The 18,730-nt window shown below is 70.5% G+C and carries 21 protein-coding genes; 14 read left to right on the top strand and 7 right to left on the bottom strand.

Going from position 1 to position 18,730, the window contains the following annotated elements; all coding sequences use genetic code 11:
• Window positions 1–25: 25 nt before the first annotated feature.
• From dapA to DJ017_RS13865, 3 genes are read left to right on the top strand one after another with little or no spacing between them, the layout of a single operon-like run.
• The gene (gene dapA / locus DJ017_RS13875) at window positions 26–910 is read left to right on the top strand and encodes a 4-hydroxy-tetrahydrodipicolinate synthase (RefSeq protein WP_111529271.1); all 885 of its coding nucleotides are present in this window, start codon (window positions 26–28) and stop codon (window positions 908–910) included.
• A 1-nt stretch (window position 911) separates the two neighbouring features.
• On the top strand, window positions 912–1,370 hold the full coding sequence (gene smpB / locus DJ017_RS13870; protein ID WP_111529270.1) for an SsrA-binding protein SmpB: 459 nt from the start codon (window positions 912–914) through the stop codon (window positions 1,368–1,370).
• Window positions 1,371–2,105 (top strand): GNAT family N-acetyltransferase, encoded by a 735-nt coding sequence (locus DJ017_RS13865; RefSeq protein WP_111529269.1) that lies wholly within the window; start codon window positions 1,371–1,373, stop codon window positions 2,103–2,105.
• A gap of 3 nt (window positions 2,106–2,108) precedes the next feature.
• Here DJ017_RS13865 and DJ017_RS13860 read toward each other — a convergent pair whose 3' ends face one another.
• Genes DJ017_RS13860 through DJ017_RS13850 form a run of 3 tightly spaced genes read right to left on the bottom strand, consistent with a single transcriptional unit; the run spans window position 2,109 to window position 4,787 of the window.
• Window positions 2,109–3,500 carry a M20/M25/M40 family metallo-hydrolase gene (locus tag DJ017_RS13860; protein ID WP_193540002.1) on the bottom strand — a complete coding sequence of 464 codons (1,392 nt, stop codon included), beginning with the start codon at window positions 3,498–3,500 and terminating at the stop codon, window positions 2,109–2,111.
• Between the two features lie 11 nt (window positions 3,501–3,511).
• On the bottom strand, window positions 3,512–4,192 hold the full coding sequence (locus tag DJ017_RS13855) for a uracil-DNA glycosylase (protein ID WP_111529268.1): 681 nt from the start codon (window positions 4,190–4,192) through the stop codon (window positions 3,512–3,514).
• Window positions 4,179–4,787, bottom strand: coding sequence for a LabA-like NYN domain-containing protein (locus tag DJ017_RS13850; RefSeq protein ID WP_111529267.1), 609 nt, complete (start codon window positions 4,785–4,787; stop codon window positions 4,179–4,181). The genes DJ017_RS13855 and DJ017_RS13850 overlap by 14 nt, the downstream gene beginning before the upstream one ends.
• 46 nt (window positions 4,788–4,833) lie before the next feature.
• On the opposite strand from DJ017_RS13850, the gene folK reads away from it, so the two are divergent.
• From folK to acpS, 6 genes are all read left to right on the top strand, one after another.
• Window positions 4,834–5,316, top strand: a complete 483-nt coding sequence (gene folK / locus DJ017_RS13845; protein ID WP_111529266.1) for a 2-amino-4-hydroxy-6-hydroxymethyldihydropteridine diphosphokinase — start codon at window positions 4,834–4,836, stop codon at window positions 5,314–5,316.
• Window positions 5,317–5,541: 225 nt separating this feature from the next.
• Window positions 5,542–5,901, top strand: a complete 360-nt coding sequence (gene rpoZ, locus DJ017_RS13840) for a DNA-directed RNA polymerase subunit omega (RefSeq protein ID WP_111529265.1) — start codon at window positions 5,542–5,544, stop codon at window positions 5,899–5,901.
• On the top strand, window positions 5,898–8,180 hold the full coding sequence (locus DJ017_RS13835; RefSeq protein ID WP_111529264.1) for a RelA/SpoT family protein: 2,283 nt from the start codon (window positions 5,898–5,900) through the stop codon (window positions 8,178–8,180). The genes rpoZ and DJ017_RS13835 overlap by 4 nt, the downstream gene beginning before the upstream one ends.
• Window positions 8,181–8,233: 53 nt before the next feature.
• Complete coding sequence (gene pyrE / locus DJ017_RS13830) at window positions 8,234–8,818, top strand: orotate phosphoribosyltransferase (RefSeq protein ID WP_111530107.1); 585 nt, start codon at window positions 8,234–8,236, stop codon at window positions 8,816–8,818.
• A gap of 119 nt (window positions 8,819–8,937) precedes the next feature.
• Complete coding sequence (locus tag DJ017_RS13825; RefSeq protein WP_111529263.1) at window positions 8,938–9,696, top strand: pyridoxine 5'-phosphate synthase; 759 nt, start codon at window positions 8,938–8,940, stop codon at window positions 9,694–9,696.
• On the top strand, window positions 9,693–10,091 hold the full coding sequence (acpS, locus tag DJ017_RS13820; RefSeq protein ID WP_111529262.1) for a holo-ACP synthase: 399 nt from the start codon (window positions 9,693–9,695) through the stop codon (window positions 10,089–10,091). Before DJ017_RS13825 ends, acpS begins: the two co-directional genes overlap by 4 nt.
• 50 nt (window positions 10,092–10,141) lie before the next feature.
• On the opposite strand, the gene DJ017_RS13815 is transcribed toward acpS, so the two are convergent.
• Window positions 10,142–10,756 carry a hypothetical protein gene (locus DJ017_RS13815; RefSeq protein WP_111529261.1) on the bottom strand — a complete coding sequence of 205 codons (615 nt, stop codon included), beginning with the start codon at window positions 10,754–10,756 and terminating at the stop codon, window positions 10,142–10,144.
• A gap of 394 nt (window positions 10,757–11,150) precedes the next feature.
• On the opposite strand from DJ017_RS13815, the gene chrA reads away from it, so the two are divergent.
• The 3 genes from chrA to DJ017_RS13800 all read left to right on the top strand — a co-directional run bounded on the left by chrA (window position 11,151) and on the right by DJ017_RS13800 (window position 13,805).
• Window positions 11,151–12,524: a chromate efflux transporter gene (gene chrA, locus DJ017_RS13810; protein ID WP_111529260.1), complete on the top strand. Its 1,374-nt coding sequence runs from the start codon at window positions 11,151–11,153 to the stop codon at window positions 12,522–12,524.
• A gap of 10 nt (window positions 12,525–12,534) precedes the next feature.
• Window positions 12,535–13,242 carry a superoxide dismutase gene (locus DJ017_RS13805; RefSeq protein WP_227000144.1) on the top strand — a complete coding sequence of 236 codons (708 nt, stop codon included), beginning with the start codon at window positions 12,535–12,537 and terminating at the stop codon, window positions 13,240–13,242.
• Window positions 13,243–13,409: 167 nt separating this feature from the next.
• Window positions 13,410–13,805, top strand: a complete 396-nt coding sequence (locus tag DJ017_RS13800) for a response regulator (RefSeq protein WP_111529259.1) — start codon at window positions 13,410–13,412, stop codon at window positions 13,803–13,805.
• A gap of 9 nt (window positions 13,806–13,814) precedes the next feature.
• Here the strand turns inward: DJ017_RS13800 and DJ017_RS13795 are convergent, their stop codons facing one another.
• Complete coding sequence (locus DJ017_RS13795; protein ID WP_111529258.1) at window positions 13,815–14,312, bottom strand: hypothetical protein; 498 nt, start codon at window positions 14,310–14,312, stop codon at window positions 13,815–13,817.
• A 171-nt stretch (window positions 14,313–14,483) separates the two neighbouring features.
• Here DJ017_RS13795 and DJ017_RS13790 point away from each other — a divergent pair, with 171 nt between their 5' ends.
• A complete protein-coding gene (locus DJ017_RS13790; protein ID WP_111529257.1) occupies window positions 14,484–16,472 on the top strand; it encodes an HWE histidine kinase domain-containing protein in 1,989 nt (662 codons plus the stop codon).
• 17 nt (window positions 16,473–16,489) lie between these two features.
• Here DJ017_RS13790 and DJ017_RS13785 read toward each other — a convergent pair whose 3' ends face one another.
• Together DJ017_RS13785 and DJ017_RS13780 are read right to left on the bottom strand one after the other, a co-directional pair.
• Window positions 16,490–16,861, bottom strand: coding sequence for a nuclear transport factor 2 family protein (locus tag DJ017_RS13785; protein ID WP_111529256.1), 372 nt, complete (start codon window positions 16,859–16,861; stop codon window positions 16,490–16,492).
• Window positions 16,862–16,891: 30 nt separating this feature from the next.
• Complete coding sequence (locus DJ017_RS13780) at window positions 16,892–17,794, bottom strand: EamA family transporter (RefSeq protein ID WP_111529255.1); 903 nt, start codon at window positions 17,792–17,794, stop codon at window positions 16,892–16,894.
• 160 nt (window positions 17,795–17,954) lie between these two features.
• On the opposite strand from DJ017_RS13780, the gene lepB reads away from it, so the two are divergent.
• Entirely contained in the window at window positions 17,955–18,728 is a 774-nt protein-coding gene (gene lepB / locus DJ017_RS13775; RefSeq protein WP_111529254.1) for a signal peptidase I, read from the top strand.
• Window positions 18,729–18,730: the final 2 nt, after the last annotated feature.

Genomic DNA, 18,730 nt, shown 5'->3' with positions numbered 1-18,730 from the left:
GCCCCTTCACGGCAATTTGCGTAAAATGTCCGAACCTCTCTTCCGAGGCGTCTTTCCGGCGCTCGTCACGCCCTTCCGCGACGGCGACGTCGACGAAGAGGCCTTCATTAGGCTCGTCGAGCGTCAGATCGCCGGCGGCGTGCATGGCCTGGTGCCGGTCGGCACCACCGGCGAGACCGCCACCCTGAGCCACGACGAGCACCGCCGGGTGGTCGAGCTGTGCGTCAAGACCGCCGCCGGCCGCGTGCCCGTGGTCGCCGGCGCCGGCTCCAACTCCACCGAGGAGGCTATCGAGCTCGTCCGCCACGCCAAGGCGATCGGCGCCGACGCGGCCCTGGTGGTCACGCCCTACTACAACCGTCCGAGCCAGGAGGGGCTCTACGCCCACTACCGCGCCATCAACGACGCGGTGCAGCTGCCGGTGCTGATCTACAACGTGCCCGGTCGCACCAGCGTCGACATCTCCAACGACACCCTCGCGCGGCTGTCCAAGCTGCCCAACATGATCGGGGTCAAGGACGCCACCGGCGACCTGATGCGGGCCAGCTTCCAGCGGCTGATGTGCGGCGAGGACTGGGTGATGCTGTCGGGCGACGACGGCACGGGCCTCGGCTACATGGCCCACGGCGGCCACGGATGCATCTCGGTCACCGCCAACGTCGCCCCCGAGCAGTGCTCGGCCTTCTACAACGCCGCCCTGTCGGGCGACTGGGCCACGGCCCTCTACCACCAGGACCAGCTCGTGCGCCTGCACCGGGCCCTGTTCACCGACGCCTCGCCGTCGCCCACCAAGTTCGCGCTTTCCGCCCTCGGCCTCTGCGCCGAGGACGCCCGCCTGCCGATCGTGCCCTGCTCGGAAGCTTCCCGCGCCGAGGTCACCGCCGCCATGCGGGAGATCGGGCTGCTCTGAGATGGCCGGCAAGCTGATCGCCGAGAACCGCCGCGCGCGGTTCGACTACTTTCTCGAGGACACCTTCGAGGCCGGGCTGATGCTCACCGGCTCGGAGGTGAAGTCGCTGCGCAACGGCAAGGCCAACATCGCCGAGAGCTATGCGGCGGTGGAGGGCGACGAGATCATGCTCGTCAACGCCGACATCCCGCCCTACGCCCAGGCCGGGCCCTACTTCAACCACGAGCCGCGCCGCCACCGGAAGCTGCTGCTCAAGCGGCGCGAGATCGACAAGCTGATCGGGGCGGTGCGCCGCGAAGGCCGCACCATCATCCCGACCAAGCTCTATTGGAACGACCGCGGCATCGCCAAGCTCGAGGTCGCCCTGGCGAAGGGCAAGAAGCTCCACGACAAGCGCGAGACGTCCGCCGAGCGCGACTGGCAGCGGGACAAGGCGCGTCTGCTGCGGGACAAGGGCTAGGTGCTTTCCGCCGCTGAGATCGAGAGCCTGGAGCGCTCGGTGGTGGCGGCGGTCGCGCCCGAGCGGGTGGTCGAGATGGCGGGCTGGCTGGTCCCGCTCGACGCCGGCCCCATCGGCCGCGCCAAGAGCGCCGCCCCTCTGGTCCACGACGCCGATCCCGAGGCCGTCGCCGACGTCGAGCAGATCTATGGGGCGATCCGCCTGCCGCCCGCCTTCCGGCTGGCCGAGACGCCTGGCCTCGCGCCGGTGCGCGACGAGCTGATCCGCCGCGGCTACCGCGCCGAGACCCCGACGATCATGAAGACCGGATCCGCCGCCGGCCTGACGACGCTCAGCGACCGGCCGGCCGAGTTGCTCGCCGCCCCCGACGAAGCCTGGGCCGCCTGCTTCACCGGCGAGGGCTTCGATCCGGAGGAGGGCGCGGCGCGGGTGCGCAACCTCGCCCGCTCGCCCGACGCCCTGTTTGGGGCGGTGCGCGAGGGCGATCGCACCGTGGCCTGCGGCGTCGTCACCTTCAACCACGGCTGGATCGGCGTGCACGGCATGCGCACCGCGCCGGACGCGCGCCGTCAGGGACTGGCCGGCCGCATCCTGGCCGCCTTCGGGCGCGAGGCGCAGGGGCGGGGGATCGACCGGGTGGTCCTGCAGGTCACCGAGGAGAACCCCGCCCGCAGCCTCTACCGCTCAGCCGGCCTCAACCCCGTCTGGCGCTACCACTACTGGACGCGTTCCTAGCGCCTACTTCGCCAGGTCCTTCAGCAGGCTGTCCCAGTGGGCGAGGGAGCCGTCGATGCCGGCCACCGGCGCTTTCTCGTTGAGCCCGTGGATGAACGACTGGCCCTGCTCCATGAACAGGCCCGAGACGCCGTAGCTGGGGATGCCCTTGGCGCGGAAGTACATGCTGTCCGAGGCGCCGGCGTCCTGGCTCGGCACGATGGCGAGGCCCGGGTATCGGGCGTGCACCGCCTTGGCCACCGCCGCCATCACGTCGGGCCGCATGGGCGAGGCGGGGCTGTCGATCGAGCCGTCGTCGGCCCGCGTCAGCGTCGCGCTCGGATCGTCCACCACCTTCAGCAGGGTCTTGCGCACCTCTTCGGAGGGCGTGCCGGGGAAGATCCGGCAGTTGATGTTGGCCGTCGCCTTCTGCGGCAGGGCGTTGGGCGCGTGGCCGCCCTCGATCTCGGTGGCGACGCAGGTGGTCCGCAGGGTCGGGTTGTAGTCGAGGTCGTTCGACAGGGTCTCGACCGCCTGCTGGTCGTTCGGATTGACCGCGAACCGCTTCAGCGCCTCGCCGATCGGCCCGCCCACTTCCGCGCCTTCCGCGGCGAGGGCCGCCTTGGTGATCTCGTTCTGCTGGGTCGGGAAGCGATAGGCCGCCACCCGGTCCAGCGCCTTGGCAAGGCGATAGATGGCGTTGGTCGGCGTCGGCCGGCTCGAATGGCCGCCCGGATCGGTGAAGGTCAGCTTGAAGTCGGCGTAGGTCTTTTCCGCGCCCTGCACGCCGTAGGGCAGGGGCTTGCCCTCCATCAGCGCCCCGCCGCCGCCGTCGGTGTTGAGCACCAGCTCGGCGTCCTTCAGTCGGTCGGCGAGCACCGCGGTCGTCCGCATGGTGGTCTCCTCGTCGCCGGAGAGCGCCAGCACCACGTCGCGGCCCGGCTTCCAGCCCGAGCGGCGCAGCTTGGCGAGCTCGGCCACCACCATCGAGACGTCGAACTTATCGTCCACCGCGCCGCGCCCATATATCCAGCCGTTCTCCACCACCGGGGTGAAGGGGTCGCGCACCCAGTCCTCGCGCTTGGCGGCGACCACGTCCATGTGGCCCGAGATCACCAGCGGCTTCTTCTTCGGGTCCTTGCCGGGATAGCGGGCGACGAGGGCCGCGGTGCCGAACATCGGCTCGACCGTCACCTCCTCGGGCCTGTAGCCCGCGGCGACCAGGACGCCCTTCAGGTAGTTCGCGTAAGCGACTGTGTTTCCAGCACCTTCCACGGTCTTGAAGGCGATCCCCTTGGTCAGGATCTCCAGCGCCTGGTCGTGCAACGCCGGATCGACCTTCGGCGGCGCGGTTCCTGCGGAGGCGGCGGTCGCCAGGGCGGCCAGGGCGATGGCGGCAGGAACGATGCGGCGCATGGGATCTCCGTTTACGCGTCGATGAGCTGGCGGGCCCGTTCGAACACCGCCTCGAACATCGGCGCGGTCAGCCGCCCGGTGTTCGTGTTGAGCCTTGAGCAGTGGTAGCTGTTGAGGACCGTGTAGGGGCCGGCCTGGAACTCCGAACCGTGGCCGGCCACCCCGGCGCTGGCCTTCAGCCCCAGGGCCCGCAGCACGTTGCGCCGCGAGACGTCGCCAAGGGTGACGATGACCTTCAGGTTCGGCAGGGCGGCGATCCGGCTGGTCAGGAACGGCCGGCAGTTGGCCTCCTCGACGGTCTCGGGCTTGTTGCCGGGCGGGGCGCAGCGCACCGCATTGGTGATCATGCAGTCGACGAGCCTCAGCCCGTCGTCGGGCCGGGCCTCGTAGCGGCCTTGCGCGAAACCGAGCTTGATCAGCGTCTCGTAGAGCAGCACCCCGGCGAAATCGCCGGTGAACGGCCGGCCCGTGCGGTTCGCGCCCGTGCGGCCGGGGGCGAGGCCCACCACCAGCAGCCGGGCCGCCGCGTCGCCGAACGAGGGCGCGGCGCCGTTGAACCAGTCGGGATGGGCCTGCGCGTTCGCGGCGCGGTAGGCCACGAGCCGCGGGCAGATCGGACAGTCGGCGGGCGCCTCGGGCGGGCAGTCTCGGGCGGAGCTGTTGGCCTGCACGGGCGCGTTAGGCGTCGGCATCGGCCTCGTCGTCGTGGTGGCGGTCGCGCTCGCTCGTCCGGCTCTCCTGGATGAAGCGCGGCAGGCGGGAGGGCCGGCCGATGATCTCGGAGAGGTCGGCGAGGTCCACGAAGTTGTCGGCCTGGCGGCGCAGGTCGTCGGAGGCCATCGGCGGGGTGGACTTCACGGTCGAGACCACGGTCACCCGGCAGCCCTTGCGCTGAACCGCCTCGACCAGCACCCGGAAGTCGCCGTCGCCGGAGAACAGCACCAGGTGATCGGCCGTCTCCGCCATCTCCATCATGTCGACGGCGATCTCGACGTCCATGTCGCCGCGCCAGCGCTTGCGGCCCTGGCTGTCGACATATTCGCGCGCCGGCTTGGTGACGAGGCGGTAGCCGTTGTAGTCGAGCCAGTCGACGAGCGGGCGGATCGGCGAATACTCCTGATCCTCGACGAGGGCGGTGTAGTAGTAGGCGCGCACGAGGATGCCGCGCTTGCGGAATTCCTCGAGCAGCTTGCGGTAGTCGATGTCGAAGCCGAGGCTCTTGGCCGCCGAATAGAGGTTCGCCCCGTCGATGAAGAGCGCCAGCCGGTCCGTGGGATAAAACGTCATTAGATCGAAATTCCTAAATGCGGGGCCCGCGGAGCTGGACGACCTCGTGGTCGTGGCGCTCGGCAGTAATGTGGCCGGCGGTTTCGCTTCGTCCGAAGCGCTGCTGGAGGCGGCTCTGGCGCGGTTCCCGGAGGCTGGTCTGCCTGTTCTGGAGCGATCGAGCTGGTGGCGGTCCGCCGCCTGGCCCGACCCGAAGGGTCCTGAGTATCGCAACGGCGTCGCCCTTGTCGAGGCGAAGGCGGGCTCGGATTCGGTGCTGGAGGCGCTTTTTTCCATCGAACGCCACTTCGGCAGAATGCGCGACGTGCGGAACGCCCCGCGGACGCTCGATCTGGACCTCATCGCTTACGGGCGGGAGGTGAAGGATGCCCCTAGGTTAACCTTGCCCCATCCCCGGGCCCACGAGCGCCGCTTCGTCATGGGCCCCCTGGCCGAGATCGCGCCGGGCTGGACACACCCGGTGCTCGGCCGGACCGCCGCCCAGCTCGCCGCCTCCGCCGCCGTCGGCCGCGACGCCGAACCGGTTTGAACCACGAAAGCCACGAAAGCCACGAAGACGCCCTGCGAGCGCCAGCGAGCGAGATCGTCCTGCAACGCCTCGAATCTGATGGGGCCTTCGGCCCAGCGCGCACCGCCCTTTCGTGTCTTTCGTGTCTTTCGTGGTCCCCTGGGGCGCGGCCGCGGCCTTTGCGGCATTGCACAATTTGTCCCCAGCCTCTATTTTCGCCGGTTCTATCCCCGCCTTGAGGACTCCATGGCTCGCGTCACCGTCGAAGATTGCATCGAGAAGGTTCCCAACCGCTTCGGCCTCGTGCTGCTGGCGGCCCATCGCGCGCGCGGCATCTCCGCCGGCTCGCAGATCCTGGTCGATCGCGACAACGACAAGAACCCGGTCGTGGCCCTGCGCGAGATCGCCGACGACGTGGTCGATCCCGAGGAGCTGCGGGAAGGCGTGATCGGCACCCTGCAGCGCGTCGACGAGCGCTCGGAGGCCGAGGAAGAGGCCGAGACCCTGGCCCTGCTGGCCGACCCGACCCATACGCAGATGAGCGAGATGGAGCTGGTGCGGGCCCTGCAGAGCGACCGTGACGGCGGCCAGGAGGAGCGGTACTGAGCCCCGAAGGCGCAGACCCTCTCACTACGGAGGCGGCGCTTCCCGCCGCCCCCACCAAGGATGCTGCGAAGGATACGGCCAAGGCGTCTACCGCCCGGCCGAAGTTCCTCCGCCAGTTCGAGCTGATCGAAAAGGTCCGCTCCTACGACCCCACCGCCGACGAAGGGCTCCTCAACCGGGCCTACGTCTACGCCATGCGCATGCACGGCGCGCAGAAGCGCGCCTCGGGCGACCCTTACTTCGCCCATCCCATCGAGGTGGCGGGGATCCTCACCGACTACCGCCTCGACACCCAGACCATCGTCACCGCCCTGTTGCATGACGTGATCGAGGACACCCCGGTCACCCGGGCCGAGATCGACGAACTGTTCGGGGCCGAGATCGGCGAGCTCGTGGAGGGCGTCACCAAGCTCTCCAAGCTGGAGCTCTCCTCCGAGCACCTGCGGCAGGCCGAGAACCTCCGCAAGTTCATCCTCGCCATCTCCCGCGACGTCCGCGTCCTGATGGTCAAGCTGGCCGACCGCCTGCACAACATGCGGACGCTCCAGTTCATCAAGCATCCGGCCAAGCGCGAGCGCATCGCCCGCGAGACGCTCGACATCTACGCCCCGCTGGCCCGCTCGATCGGCATGCACGTCATGACCACCGAGCTCGAGGAGCTGGCCTTCGAGCACCTCAATCCGGTGGCCCACAACGCCATCCTTCGCCGGCTCGAGACCCTGCGACAGCAGCAGGGCGGGGCGGTCAGCCTGGTCAGCCAGGAGATCGCCGCCCGGCTCGACACGGCCGGCATCCCGGCCCGCGTCTTCGGGCGCGAGAAGCATCCCTATTCGATCTGGCGCAAGCTCCAGAGGAAGTCGATCGGCTTCTCCCAGCTCTCCGATATCTACGCCTTCCGGGTGATCGTCGACACCGAGGAGGACTGCTACCGCGCCCTCGGCGTCATCCACCGCGCCTGGCCGAGCGTGCCCGAGCGGTTCAAGGACTTCATCTCGACGCCCAAGCGCAACAACTACCGCTCGCTGCACACCACCGTCGTCGGTCCGCGCGGCATGCGCATCGAGATGCAGATCCGCACCGAGGCCATGGACCGGGTGGCCGAGGAGGGCGTCGCGGCCCACTGGCGCTACAAGAACCGCGAGGAAGAATACGGCTTCGACGTCGAGCACCAGAAGCAGGCCGGCGGCCGCGATCCGCTGGTCAACCTGCGCCACCTCGTCCAGGTGCTGGAGCACGGCGGCGACGCCGAGGAGCTGGTCGAGCACGCCAAGCTCGAGATGTACCTCGACCAGGTCTTCGTCTTCACGCCGAAGGGCCGCCTGGTCAGCCTGCCGCGCGGGGCCATGGCGCTCGATTTCGCCTACGCCGTCCACACCGATATCGGCGACACCACCGTGGGCGTGAAGATCAACGGCGAGCTGAAGCCGCTGCGCACCGTGCTCTCCAACGGCGACGTGGTGGAGGTGATCCGCGGCGGCAAGCCGGCGGTGCCGCCCGACTGGCGCTCGCTCACCGTCACGGGCCGCGCCCGCTCGGCCATCCGCCGGCACATCCGCCAGACCGAGAAGGAAGAGTTCACGAGGCTCGGCCGGGCCACCGTCCAGCAGACCTTCGAGAGCGTCGGCAAGCCGCTGAAGGACGTCTCCCTGCGGCCGGTGCTGGAGCGCTTCGCCGCCCAGACCGAGGACGCCCTCTTCGAGGCGGTCGGGCGCGGCCGCATCGCCCCGCCGCAGGTGCTGGAGGCGATCTTCCCCGGCCTCAAGGCCTCCGAGAAGGAGGCCGCCGCCGCCCGCCGGCGGATCGAGGGCGGCAACCAGGCGCGCCTGTACGTCCGCGGCGGCGGCCTGACGCCCGGCGTCAGCATCCACTTCGGCCAGTGCTGCTCGCCGGTGCCGGGCGACCGCATCGTCGGCATCCTGGAGAGCGACGGCCGGGGCCTCACCGTCCACACCATCGACTGCGAGCAGCTCGCCGAGTTCGAGGACCGCGAGGAGCTCTGGCGCGACCTGCAGTGGACGCCTGAGGCGGAGCGCAACGCCATCGCCCGTGCGCGGCTGACCGCCACCATCAAGAACGCGCCGGGCGTGCTCGGCCAGGTCTGCACCCTGATCGGCGAGGCCGGCGGCAACATCATCAACCTGCGCATGCACCACCGGCAGCAGGATTTCTTCGACGTCGACATCGACGTCGAGGTCAACGACGCCCGCCACCTGACGCACATCGCCGCCGCCCTGCGCGCCAATCCCAGCGTCGAGACGGTCGACCGCATCAAGGCCTGACCGCTTCACCTGCGCCCAGAACCGCTCTATTCGGAGCGGCCATGAGCCAGCCCATGACCACCGAAGACGTCCTCGACGAGTTCCGCGGCGCCGGCGCCCTGCGCACCGGCCACTTCATCCTCGCGTCGGGCCGGCACTCGCCGATGTTCCTGCAGAAGAACCTGGTCTTCCAGTTCCCCGACCGCACGGCGCGGCTCTGCAAGGCCCTGGCCGAGAAGATCGAGGCCGAGGTCGGCAAGCCGGACGTCATCGTCGCCCCGGCCGTGGGCGCCATCATCCCGGGCTACGAGACCGCCCGCTGGCTCGGCGTGCCCTCGCTCTACGTCGAGCGGGAGGAGGGGCGCTTCCGCCTGCGCCGCGCCTTCAAGATCGCGCCGGGCGCCAAGGTCGTGGTGGTCGAGGACGTCATCACCACGGGCGGCTCCTTCAAGGAGGCCGTCGAGCCCATCGTCGAGGCCGGCGGCGAGGTGATCGCCTGCGCCTGCATCGTCGACCGCTCGGGCGGCAAGGCGCAGGTGGGCTTCCCGCTGGTGGCCCTGGCCACCGTCGACGTGCCTTCCTTCGCCCCGGACGAGATCCCCGCCGACCTCGCCGCCATCCCCGCCGAGGAACCCGGCTCCAAGCGCCTCAAGGGCTGACGCGCCAAATCCGGGCAATCGGCGGAATCCGTGGTTTCTTCCCGACCTTGGTTCTCGTCTCGTACGGGGTTCCTATCTAAAGAGCCTCGCCGTAGGGGCTGAGCAGGGAAGGGCGTCAGGTGTCGAAGCTGAGACTGGGCGTGAACATCGACCACGTGGCGACCGTCAGGAACGCCCGCGGCGCCAGCTATCCCGACCCCGTGCGCGCCGCCGAGATCGCGCTGGCGGCCGGGGCCGACGGCATCACCGCCCACCTGCGCGAAGACCGCCGGCACATCTCCGACGCCGACATCGACGCCCTGGCCGAGATCACCCGCAAGCGCGGCCGACCGCTCAACCTCGAGATGGCGGTGACGGACGAGATGGAGGCCATCGCGCTCGCCCACAGGCCGCACGCCGCCTGCCTGGTCCCCGAGCGCCGCGAGGAGGTCACCACCGAGGGCGGCCTCGACGTGGCCGGTGGCTTCGAGCGCATCGCCCCGGTCGTTCGCCGGCTGGCCGCGGCGGGCATCCGGGTCTCCTGCTTCATCGACGCCGACCCGGCCCAGGTCGCCGCCGCCGCCAAGGCGGGCGCGGCCGTGGTCGAGTTCCACACCGGCGCCTACTGCGACGCGGTGCGCGAGCGCAGCGGCGAGGCGCCCGCCCTGCTGGGCAAGCTGCAGGCCGCCGCCCGCGAGGCCGCGCGCCTCGGCCTCGAGGTCCACGCCGGCCACGGCATCGACTACGAGACGGTCAAGCCGATCGCCGCCATCCCCGAGGTCGTCGAGCTCAACATCGGCCACTTCCTGATCGGCGAGGCGATCTTCATCGGCCTCGGCCCCGCCATCCAGCGGATGCGGGCCCTGATGGACGCCGCACGCGCCGAGAGAGCCGCGTGATCCTCGGCATCGGCTCGGACCTCTCCGACATCCGCCGCATCGAGCAGACGCTCGCCCGCTACGGCGAGCGCTTCGCGCGGCGCTGCTTCACCGAGATCGAGCGCACCCGCTCGGAGCGCAAGCCCGACCGCGCCGCCTCTTACGCCAAGCGCTTCGCCGCCAAGGAGGCCTGCGCCAAGGCGCTCGGCACCGGCATCCGGCGCGGCGTCTTCTGGCGCGACATGGGCGTGGTCAACATGCGCAGCGGCCAGCCGACCATGGCGCTCACCGGCGGCGCGGCCGAGCGCCTGGCGGCCATGGTCCCGGCCGGCCATCGCCCGGTGATCCACCTGTCGCTGACCGACGACCACCCCTACGCCCAGGCGTTCGTGATCATCGAGGCCGTGCCGGAATAGGGGGCCGGAGCAGGGGAGGCCGGCGTCGCCGCGGCCTCCCGCCCGACCTGTCAGTTCGGGCCCGAGCCGGCCGTCGAGCCGGAAGCGGAGACCCCGCCCGAGGCGCTGACCGACGCGCCCGTCTTGCCGGCGCTCGCCGAGCCCGAGGCCTGGCCGGAGCCAGCGGCATGAGCGCCCTGATGAGCGCCGTGCTGGGAGGCGGAAGAGCTCGCCGCCGCGTCGGCCGAACCGGAGCCATCCGCCGAGACGTCCGCGTTCTGCGCCGCGCCCGCCAGGCTCTGGCCGGCGCTGACCGCGCCGTTCGCGGCGCCCGTGGCGGCGCCCGCGGCGGTGTCCCTGGCCTCGCCGGCCACCGTCTGGCCAGCCGCTGCCGCGCGGCGCGCCGTGCGGGTCGCCCGGCCGCGCGTCGCGCCGACGGTGTCCCGCGCCGCGCCGGTGACGTCGCCCGCCGCCGAGCCGGTCAGTCCGCCCGTGAGGCTGCCCGCCCCGGCGCCGGTGAGTCCGCCGCTCAGGCCGCCGAGGCCGCCGCCCAGGTTCCCGCTCACGCCGCCGGTGAGCCCGCCCGTGAGGCCGCCGCCGCCGCCGAGAAGCTGCGCCTGGGCGCTGCCGGCAAGGGCGAGGCCGCCGGCCGCCGCCAGCGAAATCAGGATGAGTTTGGTCCGCATGTCTTAGCGCTCCTGGCTATCGGAAGAAGCGCCCCCCGAGGACCTACAACGGCCGGTCGAGCGCAGATCATCCGGCCACGCTCACATTCTCAGGGTCGCCGCACGGCGTTCCACGAAGCCCTTGCCCGCACCGCCGCGCAGGTTTAGCCATGGCAGCACCGGGATGAAGCGGTGTCCCGGTCAGGCTTCGGCCCAACCACCGCGCACCTCCGCTTGGAGTGAGCGCATTGGTCTGGCGAAACGCCATTTCCCCCATCACCCTTTCTCCCTGCGCCCTCAGTCGTCGGCGGGGCCTCTCAGGGTTGACCTTGACCGGGCTTGGCGTCGCCTCGGCCGCTCGCGCGGCGCTGGACGGCCACGTGTCGGCGCTTCTCGACGAGCTGCAGGGGCGCCCATGCAGGCCAGCGTGAAGCCCCCTCCGGCTCCGGTCGCCTTCAAGGACGCCGTCAAGGTCTGGGCGCGGGTCGCCCTGCTGTCGTTCGGAGGGCCGGCGGGCCAGATCGCGGTCATGCACCGCATCCTGGTGGAGGAGCGGCGCTGGATCGGCGAGCGGCGGTTCCTGCAGGCCCTCAACTTCTGCATGCTGCTGCCCGGCCCGGAGGCCCAGCAGCTCGCGATCTACATCGGCTGGCTGATGCACCGGACGCGCGGCGGGGTGGTTGCGGGCGTCCTCTTCGTCCTGCCCGGGCTCGTCACCCTGATGATGCTGAGCGTGCTCTATGCCCTCTACGGGCGGCTCGGCGTGGTCACGGGCCTGTTCTTCGGCCTCAAGGCGGCCGTGCTCGTGGTGGTGATCCAGGCCGTGCTCCGCGTCGGCCGGCGGGCCTTGAAGAGCCCCCTCATGATCGCCCTGGCGGCGAGCGCCTTCGTGGCGCTCTTCGTGTTCGGCGCGCCGTTCCCCGCGGTGATCGGCGCGGCGGGGGCGATCGGGTTCCTGGGCGGCCGCTGGGGGCTCGCCGCCTTCCGGGCAGGGCAGGGGCACGGTCCCGCGGCCACGCAGGAGGTCGACGACGCCGACACCGTGCTCGGGGAGGAGACGCCCGCCCACGCCCGCATCGACCTTCGCGCCAGCCTGCCGGTCTGCGCCCTTCTCCTCGTGCTCTGGTGGGGGCCGGTCCTCGCGCTCGGCTGGACGCTCGGCTGGGACCACGTGTTCAGCCGCATCGCCCTGTTCTTCTCGAAGATGGCGGTAGTGACCTTCGGGGGCGCCTACGCCGTCCTGGCCTATGTGGCCCAGGAGGCGGTGAGCGCCTATGGCTGGGTCAGTCCAGGCGAGATGCTCGACGGCCTCGGCATGGCCGAGACCACCCCCGGCCCACTGATCATCGTCACCCAGTTCGTCGGCTTCCTGGCGGCCTTCCGCGGCGCCACGGGCCTGCCGCCGGTGCTGGCCGGCGTGCTCGGCGGGCTTCTCACCACCTGGGTGACGTTCACGCCGTGCTTCCTCTGGATCTTCCTGGGGGCGCCGTTCGTCGAGGCGCTGCGCGGCGCCCGCGCGCTCGCCGCGGCGCTGGCGGCCATCGGCGCGGCGGTGGTCGGCGTGATCCTCAACCTGGCGGTCTGGTTCGCCCTGCATGTGTTGTTCGCGCGGATGGTCCCGATCCCCGGCCTGGCGCTGCAACTGCCGGACCTCGCCTCGCTCAACCTGGCGAGCGGCCTTCTCACCCTCGTCGCCGCTGTCGCCGCCTTTCGATTCAAGGTCGGCATGATCCCCTTGCTCGTCGCCAGTTCCGCGGCGGGCGTGCTTGTCCACGTCATCAGCTCCTAGGAGGAAGCCCATGGAAAACATGAGGAATAATCTTGATCGCCGCCAGCTCGTCGCCGGCGCGGTGCTCGCGGCGGGGGGCGTCTCGTCCGCGCCCGCCGCCCGATCGCAGCCGGCCACGCCGGGCTTCGCGCCGCGGCCGCTGCCGTTCGATCCCAAGCGCGTGCCCGGCCTCTCCGAGGCCCTGCTCGTCAGCCATCACGACAACAACTACGCCGGGGCTGTGAAGCGCCTGGGCGCGATCCGCGCCGAGGTCGCCGGCCAGGATCCCGCCGCCATGCCCGGCTATCGGCTGAATGGCCTCAAGCGGGAAGAACTGCTCGCCTGGAATTCGATGATCCTGCACGAGCTCTACTTCGCCGGCCTGGCCGGCGGCGGAGCGCCGGCGCCGGGCCTTGGCGCCGCGATCGAGCGGGATTTCGGCAGCCATGCCCGCTGGGTCGCCGAGTTCGCGGCCATGGGCAAGGCCCTGGGCGGCGGCTCCGGCTGGGTGCTGCTCACCTGGAGCCGGCGTGACGGGCGCCTCGTCAACGTCTGGGCCGCCGACCACACTATGAGCCTCGCCGATGGCGCGCCGCTGCTCGCCCTGGACATGTACGAGCACGCCTACGCCATGGACTACGGCGCCAAGGCGGGCGCCTATGTCGACGCCTTCATGAAGGCCTTCGGCTGGGGCGAGGCCAACCGTCGGTTCGAACGGGAGGGGCGGCAGGAGGGCTGAGGCGCCGGCCCCCGCCGCCAAAACCGACATATTTTCCGCAGGTTCGTCCGCAGGTTGAATCTGCGCAGGGAACTTCAGTTCCCGCTTGCAATCGCTTCCGCTGCAACTAAGTCGGGTACCCGACGCGGCCCGCTCCCACGGCCGCGCCGGTGCATCGGAGGGACGGCATGGCGGCTGCGGCGGCGCGTTTCGTACAGGTGAGCCGACGGCTGCTGGTGGTCGACGACGACAACGCCATCTGCGAGCTCCTCGCCGACATCCTCTCGGAAGAAGGTTTCGCGCTCGACTGCGTGGGCACCGACCGCGAGGCGTTCGCCCGCCTGACCGACGTCTCCTATGACGGCCTCGTCCTCGACGTGAACCTCGGGCCGGGGGTCACCGGCTTCGACGTCGCGCGCTTCGCCCGCTCGTTGCGCTCCGATTTCCCAGTCGTCTACATCAGCGGCGAGGCGAGCCGCGCCTCGTTCAAGACCTTCGGCGTCCCCGGCTCGACCTTCGTCGCCAAGCCGTTCAGCCGCGACGAGCTGCTCGACGCCGTCGAGATCGCCATCGCCGACGAATAGCGCCCGGCCTCAGGCCGGCGCCGAGGCCGCGCGCAGTTCCGCCATCAGCTTGTCGTGGCCGGCGGCGTTCGCCAGGCGGATGTAGTCCTGCGCCATGGCCGGGGTGGCGATCTCCGCCATCAGCCGGTTCTCGATCCAGAACTCGATCAGCTCGAACTGCGGCTTGCCGGGCGGGCCGCGCCAGCATTGCAGGCAGCGCCAGCCGGCGCGCTCGGCCACCGCCTTCACGTGGGCCGGATCGATGTCGAGGGTCATCAGGAAGTGGAAGGGGAAATAGGCCTGGCTCTCGGTGCGGGTCATGTGGCCCTGCACCTCGCCCTCGCCGGGCTGGATGATGGTCCCGTCCGGATAGATCTCGATCGCCGTGCCCTGGCCGTCCTCGGCGAGCAACATGATGGCGCCCGGGACGGGCCCCATGAACGGCCGCGCCGCCCAGCCGGTCAGCTCGGACAGCACCTTGGCGACGGTTTGCGGATCCTTGGCCGGGATCGAGACGTGGTGGATCATCTTGCAACCTTGGCTGGAGAAAGCTCCGGGGCGGCGGCTTCTGCGCCGATTGCCATAACATTGCAAGGCGAACCCTGCTCGGCGCCAGGAACAATAGTCGCCGCCGCACGTTGCTGTGCCTTCGGGGGCTCCGTGATTTCGTCCGCATCAGATCCTGCCAGTTCCGGAACAATGAGCTCCGGTGACCATCTGCCTGAGGATTTCCTCTCCGGCGGCGGGGTGGTCGGCGCGCTGATGCGCCGTCACGACTGGTCGGCTTCACCGCTCGGTCCCCCAGAGTCGTGGCCCCAGTCCCTGCGCTCGGTCGTGGGGCTGCTGCTGAACTCCAAGTTCCCGATGTTCGTCGCCTGGGGCGAGGCGCTCGGCTTCCTCTACAACGACGCCTACGCCGAGATCCTGGCGGCCAAGCATCCGGCGGCGCTCGGCGCGCGCTTCCACGACATCTGGTCGGAGATCTGGGCCGACATCTGGCCGCTGATCGAGGCCGCCATGGCGGGCCAGGCCACCTATCGCCAGGACCTGCCGCTGGTCATGAACCGGCACGGCTACGACGAGCAGACCTGGTTCACCTTCAGCTATTCGCCGGTTCGCGACGAGACGGGCAAGGTCGCCGGCATGTTCTGCGCCGTCACCGAGACCACCCAGCGCATGCTCGACGCGCGCCGCCAGGCCTTCCTCTTCGAGGCGGACAGCGTGCTGCGCGATCTCGACGACGCCGGGGAGATCCTGCGGCGAAGCGCCGAGATGCTCGGCCGCCACTTCGCCGCCGACCGCGTCCACTGGGCCTGGATCGACGAGCCTGGCGGACTCTTCCGCGTCGAGGAGGAGTGGACCCGTCCCGGCGCGCCTGGCCTCCGCGGAGAGCATCAGCTCGACTCCTTCGGCGCCCCCTTGATCGACGAGATGCGCCGCGGCCGGACCATGGCCGTCCGCGACCTCGCCGCCGACCGGCTGGCGGCGTCCGACCGCGCGGCGGAGGCGTTCGGTCCCGAGCTTCGCGCGGCGCTCAGCGTGCCCCTGTTCCGGGGCGAGCGCTGGCGGGCGGCGCTCTGCGTCCACGTCTTCGAACCGCGCGCCTGGCGGCCGGACGAGCAGCTGCTGATCCGGGAGTTCGCCGAACGCGCCTGGACGCGGGCCGAGCGGGCGCGGGCCGAGGCGAGGGTGCGGGCCAGCGAGCAGCGCCTGCGTGCGCTCGTCAACGCCACCTCTGACGTCGTCTACCGGATGAGCCCGGACTGGCGCGAGCTGCGCCGGCTGGACGGCCGCGGCTTCCTCGCCGACACCGAGAGCCCCAGCGTGGCCTGGATGGACGACTATGTTCCCGACGAGGATCGCGCCCACATCCAGGCTGCGGTCCAGGCGGCCGTCGAGAACCGCAGCGTCTTCCAGCTCGAGCACCGTGTCCGGCGGGCCGACGGAACGGTCGGCTGGACCTTCTCGCGGGCCGTGCCGGTGTTCGACGCGCGCGGCGAGATCGTCGAATGGTTCGGCGCGGCCACCGACATCACCCACCGCAAGACCACCGAGGAGCACCTGCGGCTGATGGTCAACGAGCTGAACCATCGGGTGAAGAACTCGCTGGCCACCGTCCAGGGCATCGCCGCCCAGACCCTGCGCCGCAACGAGGTCTCGCCGGAGGTGCGCGAGGCCCTGACCGCCCGCCTCCTGGCGCTCGCCGCCGCCCATGACGTGCTCACCGACGAGCGCTGGCGCGGCGCCGAGATCGGCGATCTGGTGAACGCCGTGACGGCGCCCTATGCGGCGGCCGACGGTGGGCGGCCCTTCCTCGTCTCCGGCCCCAGCCTTTACGTGCCGCCGCGCATCGCCATCGCCCTGGCGCTCGCCCTGCACGAGCTCGCCACCAACGCCGGCAAGTACGGCGCGCTCTCTGCGCCGGGCGGCAGGGTCTACATCGACTGGACGGTGGAGATCGAGGAGGAGTTGCTGCGCCTGCGCCTGGTGTGGCGCGAGGAGGGCGGTCCGCCGGTCGCCGCGCCCACCCGCACGGGCTTTGGCAGTCGCCTCATCCAGCGCGGCCTTTCCGCCGAGCTGGGCGGCAAGGCCGAGCTCCACTTCCGCCCGGAAGGTCTCGTCTGCGAGATGGAGGCCCTGCTGACCGGCCTGCCGGACAACTGGTCCGTCGACGGCGCCCTGATCTGAGCCTCAGCTCTGAGCGCTCAGCCCCGCCGGCTGCGCTGCGCCGGGTCGTAGAAGAAGGTTTCGCGCAGGATCTGGTCGCCGCGCCAGATCTGCCAGGCGACTTCCTCCATCACCATGGTGGAGCCGTCCTTGAGCGTGAACTCGAAGCGCCAGCGGATCGCCACCTCGTCGCCTTCCACCAGCGGCTGGCCGATCACCTCGGTGGTGACGCTCTCCACCCGCGCCAGCATCTGGCGCTCGCCGGCCATCAGCGTCTCCTTGCCGACGCGCGGCGGCTCCTGGTTCTCCTGCATGGAGGCGTCGTCGGCGTACCAGCGCTCGATGGCGCCGACGTGGTCCTCGCTCAGCACGTCGGCGACGAAGGCGGCGACGGTCTCGCGGCTGGGCATCGGGGCGGTCCTTCCCTCAGGCGGCCAGAACTAAGCGGCGGGGACGGGGCGGAACCGCCCCGCGATCCGCGGCCAGAACACGTTGAGCGCCAGGCCGCTCAGCACCAGGGCGGCGGCGGTCAGCTTCCAACTCGGCAGGGCCTCGCCCAGCAGGATGGCGCTGGCGCCCATGCCGAACACCGGCACCAGGAGCGACAGGGGCGAGATGGTCGCGGCCGGATGGCGCGCCAGCAGCCAGCCCCAGGCGGCGTAGCCGAAGAGGGTGTTGCCGACGCTCTGCCAGAGCACCGCGGCCCAGGTCATCGGCGTGGCCGCGGCGATGGCGTGGCTGACCGCCGGCCAGCCTTCCATGATGAAGGCCAGGGCGAACAGCGGCGGCGCCGAGAAGAGGCTCGCCCAGACCACATAGGCCAGCATGTTGACCCCGCCGTTGGCGCGCGCGGCGATGTTGCCGCCGGCCCAGGAGAGGGCCGCGCCGAGCACCAGGATCAGGCCGAGCGGTTTCACCTCGGCGCTGGTGTGCGCCACGAGCCAGGCGAGGCCGGCCCCGGCCAGCAGCAGGGCGGCGATCTGGTAGGGCTTCACCCGCTCGCCGGACAGCCACATGGCCAGGCCCACCGTGAAGAACACCTGCATCTGCACCACCAGCGAGGCGAGGCCCGGCGAGATCAGGCTCTTCATGGCGATGAACAGCAGGCCGAACTGGCCGACCCCGATCAGCAGGCCGTAGGCGGCGAGATTGGTCCACTTCACTTTCGGCCGCTTCAGGAAGAAGGCGGCCGGCAGGAAGGCGAAGGTGAAGCGCAGGGCCGCGAAAGTGAGGGGCGGAAGATGCTGCAGGCCTGCCTTGATGACGACGAAATTCACCCCCCATACGGCGGTCACCGCCAGCGCCAGGAGAAAGTGGAGCGGGGGGAGGGCAGGACGTTCCATGGGGGCTACATGGGGCGGGTCGGTGCGTTTGTCATCCTGCGACTGCGACGCTTGATCAGCGGGCATGACCCAAAGTTCACGGGTCACATGCCTTGCTCATGGCGTATGCAGCGCGTAGCAACGAGCCCGTCCGGTGCGCCGGACTCATTCGGGACCATCCATGAGCGAGAACGTGCAGGCCGCCTCCCAGAAGTCCGGCGCCGCCAATGAGGTCGTCGAGATCGTCAAGACGGTCGTCTATGCGCTGCTGATCGCGCTGTTCCTGCGCGTGATCTTCTTCCAGCCCTACACGATCCCGTCTGCGTCGATGGAGCCGAACCTCTACGAGGGCGACTACATCATCGTCTCGAAGTTCTCCTACGGCTGGTCGCGCTACTCGATCCCGTTCGGCCCGCCGCTGTTCCACGGCCGGGTGTTCGGGCGCGAGCCGCACCGCGGCGACATCATCGTCTTCAAGTACCCGCCGGACCCGCACAAGGATTACGTCAAGCGCCTGATCGGCCTGCCCGGCGACCGGATCCAGGTGAAGCAGGGCCTGCTCTACCTCAACGGCGCCCAGGTGCCGCGCCAGTATCTCGGGGCCTCCAAGGAGGATTCCGGCTACGGCTTCGTGCGCGACGTCTTCAAGTACCAGGAGAAGATCGACGGCAAGTCGTTCTCGACCAACGACTTCGGCCCGAACGAGGAGCTCGACAACACCGACACCTTCGTGGTGCCGGAGGGCTACTACTTCATGATGGGCGACAACCGCGACAACTCCTCCGACAGCCGCGTGCCGCCGGCGCAGGGCGGGGTGGGCTTCGTCCCGGCCGAGAACCTCGAGGGCAAGGCGCAGATCATCCTGCTCTCCTGGAAGCCCGGCGCCTCGATCTTCAAGCCCTGGACCTGGGTGCTCGACGCCCGGCCAAGCCGGTTCTTCCGCATCCTCCAATGACC

The organism is Phenylobacterium soli (assembly GCF_003254475.1).
Classification (GTDB): domain Bacteria; phylum Pseudomonadota; class Alphaproteobacteria; order Caulobacterales; family Caulobacteraceae; genus Phenylobacterium; species Phenylobacterium soli.
The sequence above is the reverse complement of the archived record's forward strand: the minus strand, read 5'-3'. Positions and strand labels throughout refer to the sequence as shown.

Excerpts from the sequence above, each read along its gene's own strand:
- DJ017_RS13800 (WP_111529259.1), top strand. The coding sequence starts at position 13,410 with ATGGCGGCTGCGGCGGCGCGTTTCGTACAGGTGAGCCGACGGCTGCTG.
- DJ017_RS13795 (WP_111529258.1), bottom strand. The coding sequence starts at position 14,312 with ATGATCCACCACGTCTCGATCCCGGCCAAGGATCCGCAAACCGTCGCC.
- dapA (WP_111529271.1), top strand. The coding sequence starts at position 26 with ATGTCCGAACCTCTCTTCCGAGGCGTCTTTCCGGCGCTCGTCACGCCC.
- pyrE (WP_111530107.1), top strand. The coding sequence starts at position 8,234 with ATGACCACCGAAGACGTCCTCGACGAGTTCCGCGGCGCCGGCGCCCTG.
- DJ017_RS13815 (WP_111529261.1), bottom strand. The coding sequence starts at position 10,756 with ATGCGGACCAAACTCATCCTGATTTCGCTGGCGGCGGCCGGCGGCCTC.
- DJ017_RS13780 (WP_111529255.1), bottom strand. The coding sequence starts at position 17,794 with ATGGAACGTCCTGCCCTCCCCCCGCTCCACTTTCTCCTGGCGCTGGCG.
- rpoZ (WP_111529265.1), top strand. The coding sequence starts at position 5,542 with ATGGCTCGCGTCACCGTCGAAGATTGCATCGAGAAGGTTCCCAACCGC.
- DJ017_RS13785 (WP_111529256.1), bottom strand. The coding sequence starts at position 16,861 with ATGCCCAGCCGCGAGACCGTCGCCGCCTTCGTCGCCGACGTGCTGAGC.
- DJ017_RS13855 (WP_111529268.1), bottom strand. The coding sequence starts at position 4,192 with ATGCCGACGCCTAACGCGCCCGTGCAGGCCAACAGCTCCGCCCGAGAC.
- chrA (WP_111529260.1), top strand. The coding sequence starts at position 11,151 with ATGCAGGCCAGCGTGAAGCCCCCTCCGGCTCCGGTCGCCTTCAAGGAC.
- DJ017_RS13805 (WP_227000144.1), top strand. The coding sequence starts at position 12,535 with ATGGAAAACATGAGGAATAATCTTGATCGCCGCCAGCTCGTCGCCGGC.
- smpB (WP_111529270.1), top strand. The coding sequence starts at position 912 with ATGGCCGGCAAGCTGATCGCCGAGAACCGCCGCGCGCGGTTCGACTAC.
- DJ017_RS13790 (WP_111529257.1), top strand. The coding sequence starts at position 14,484 with ATGAGCTCCGGTGACCATCTGCCTGAGGATTTCCTCTCCGGCGGCGGG.
- DJ017_RS13860 (WP_193540002.1), bottom strand. The coding sequence starts at position 3,500 with ATGCGCCGCATCGTTCCTGCCGCCATCGCCCTGGCCGCCCTGGCGACC.
- lepB (WP_111529254.1), top strand. The coding sequence starts at position 17,955 with ATGAGCGAGAACGTGCAGGCCGCCTCCCAGAAGTCCGGCGCCGCCAAT.
- DJ017_RS13850 (WP_111529267.1), bottom strand. The coding sequence starts at position 4,787 with ATGACGTTTTATCCCACGGACCGGCTGGCGCTCTTCATCGACGGGGCG.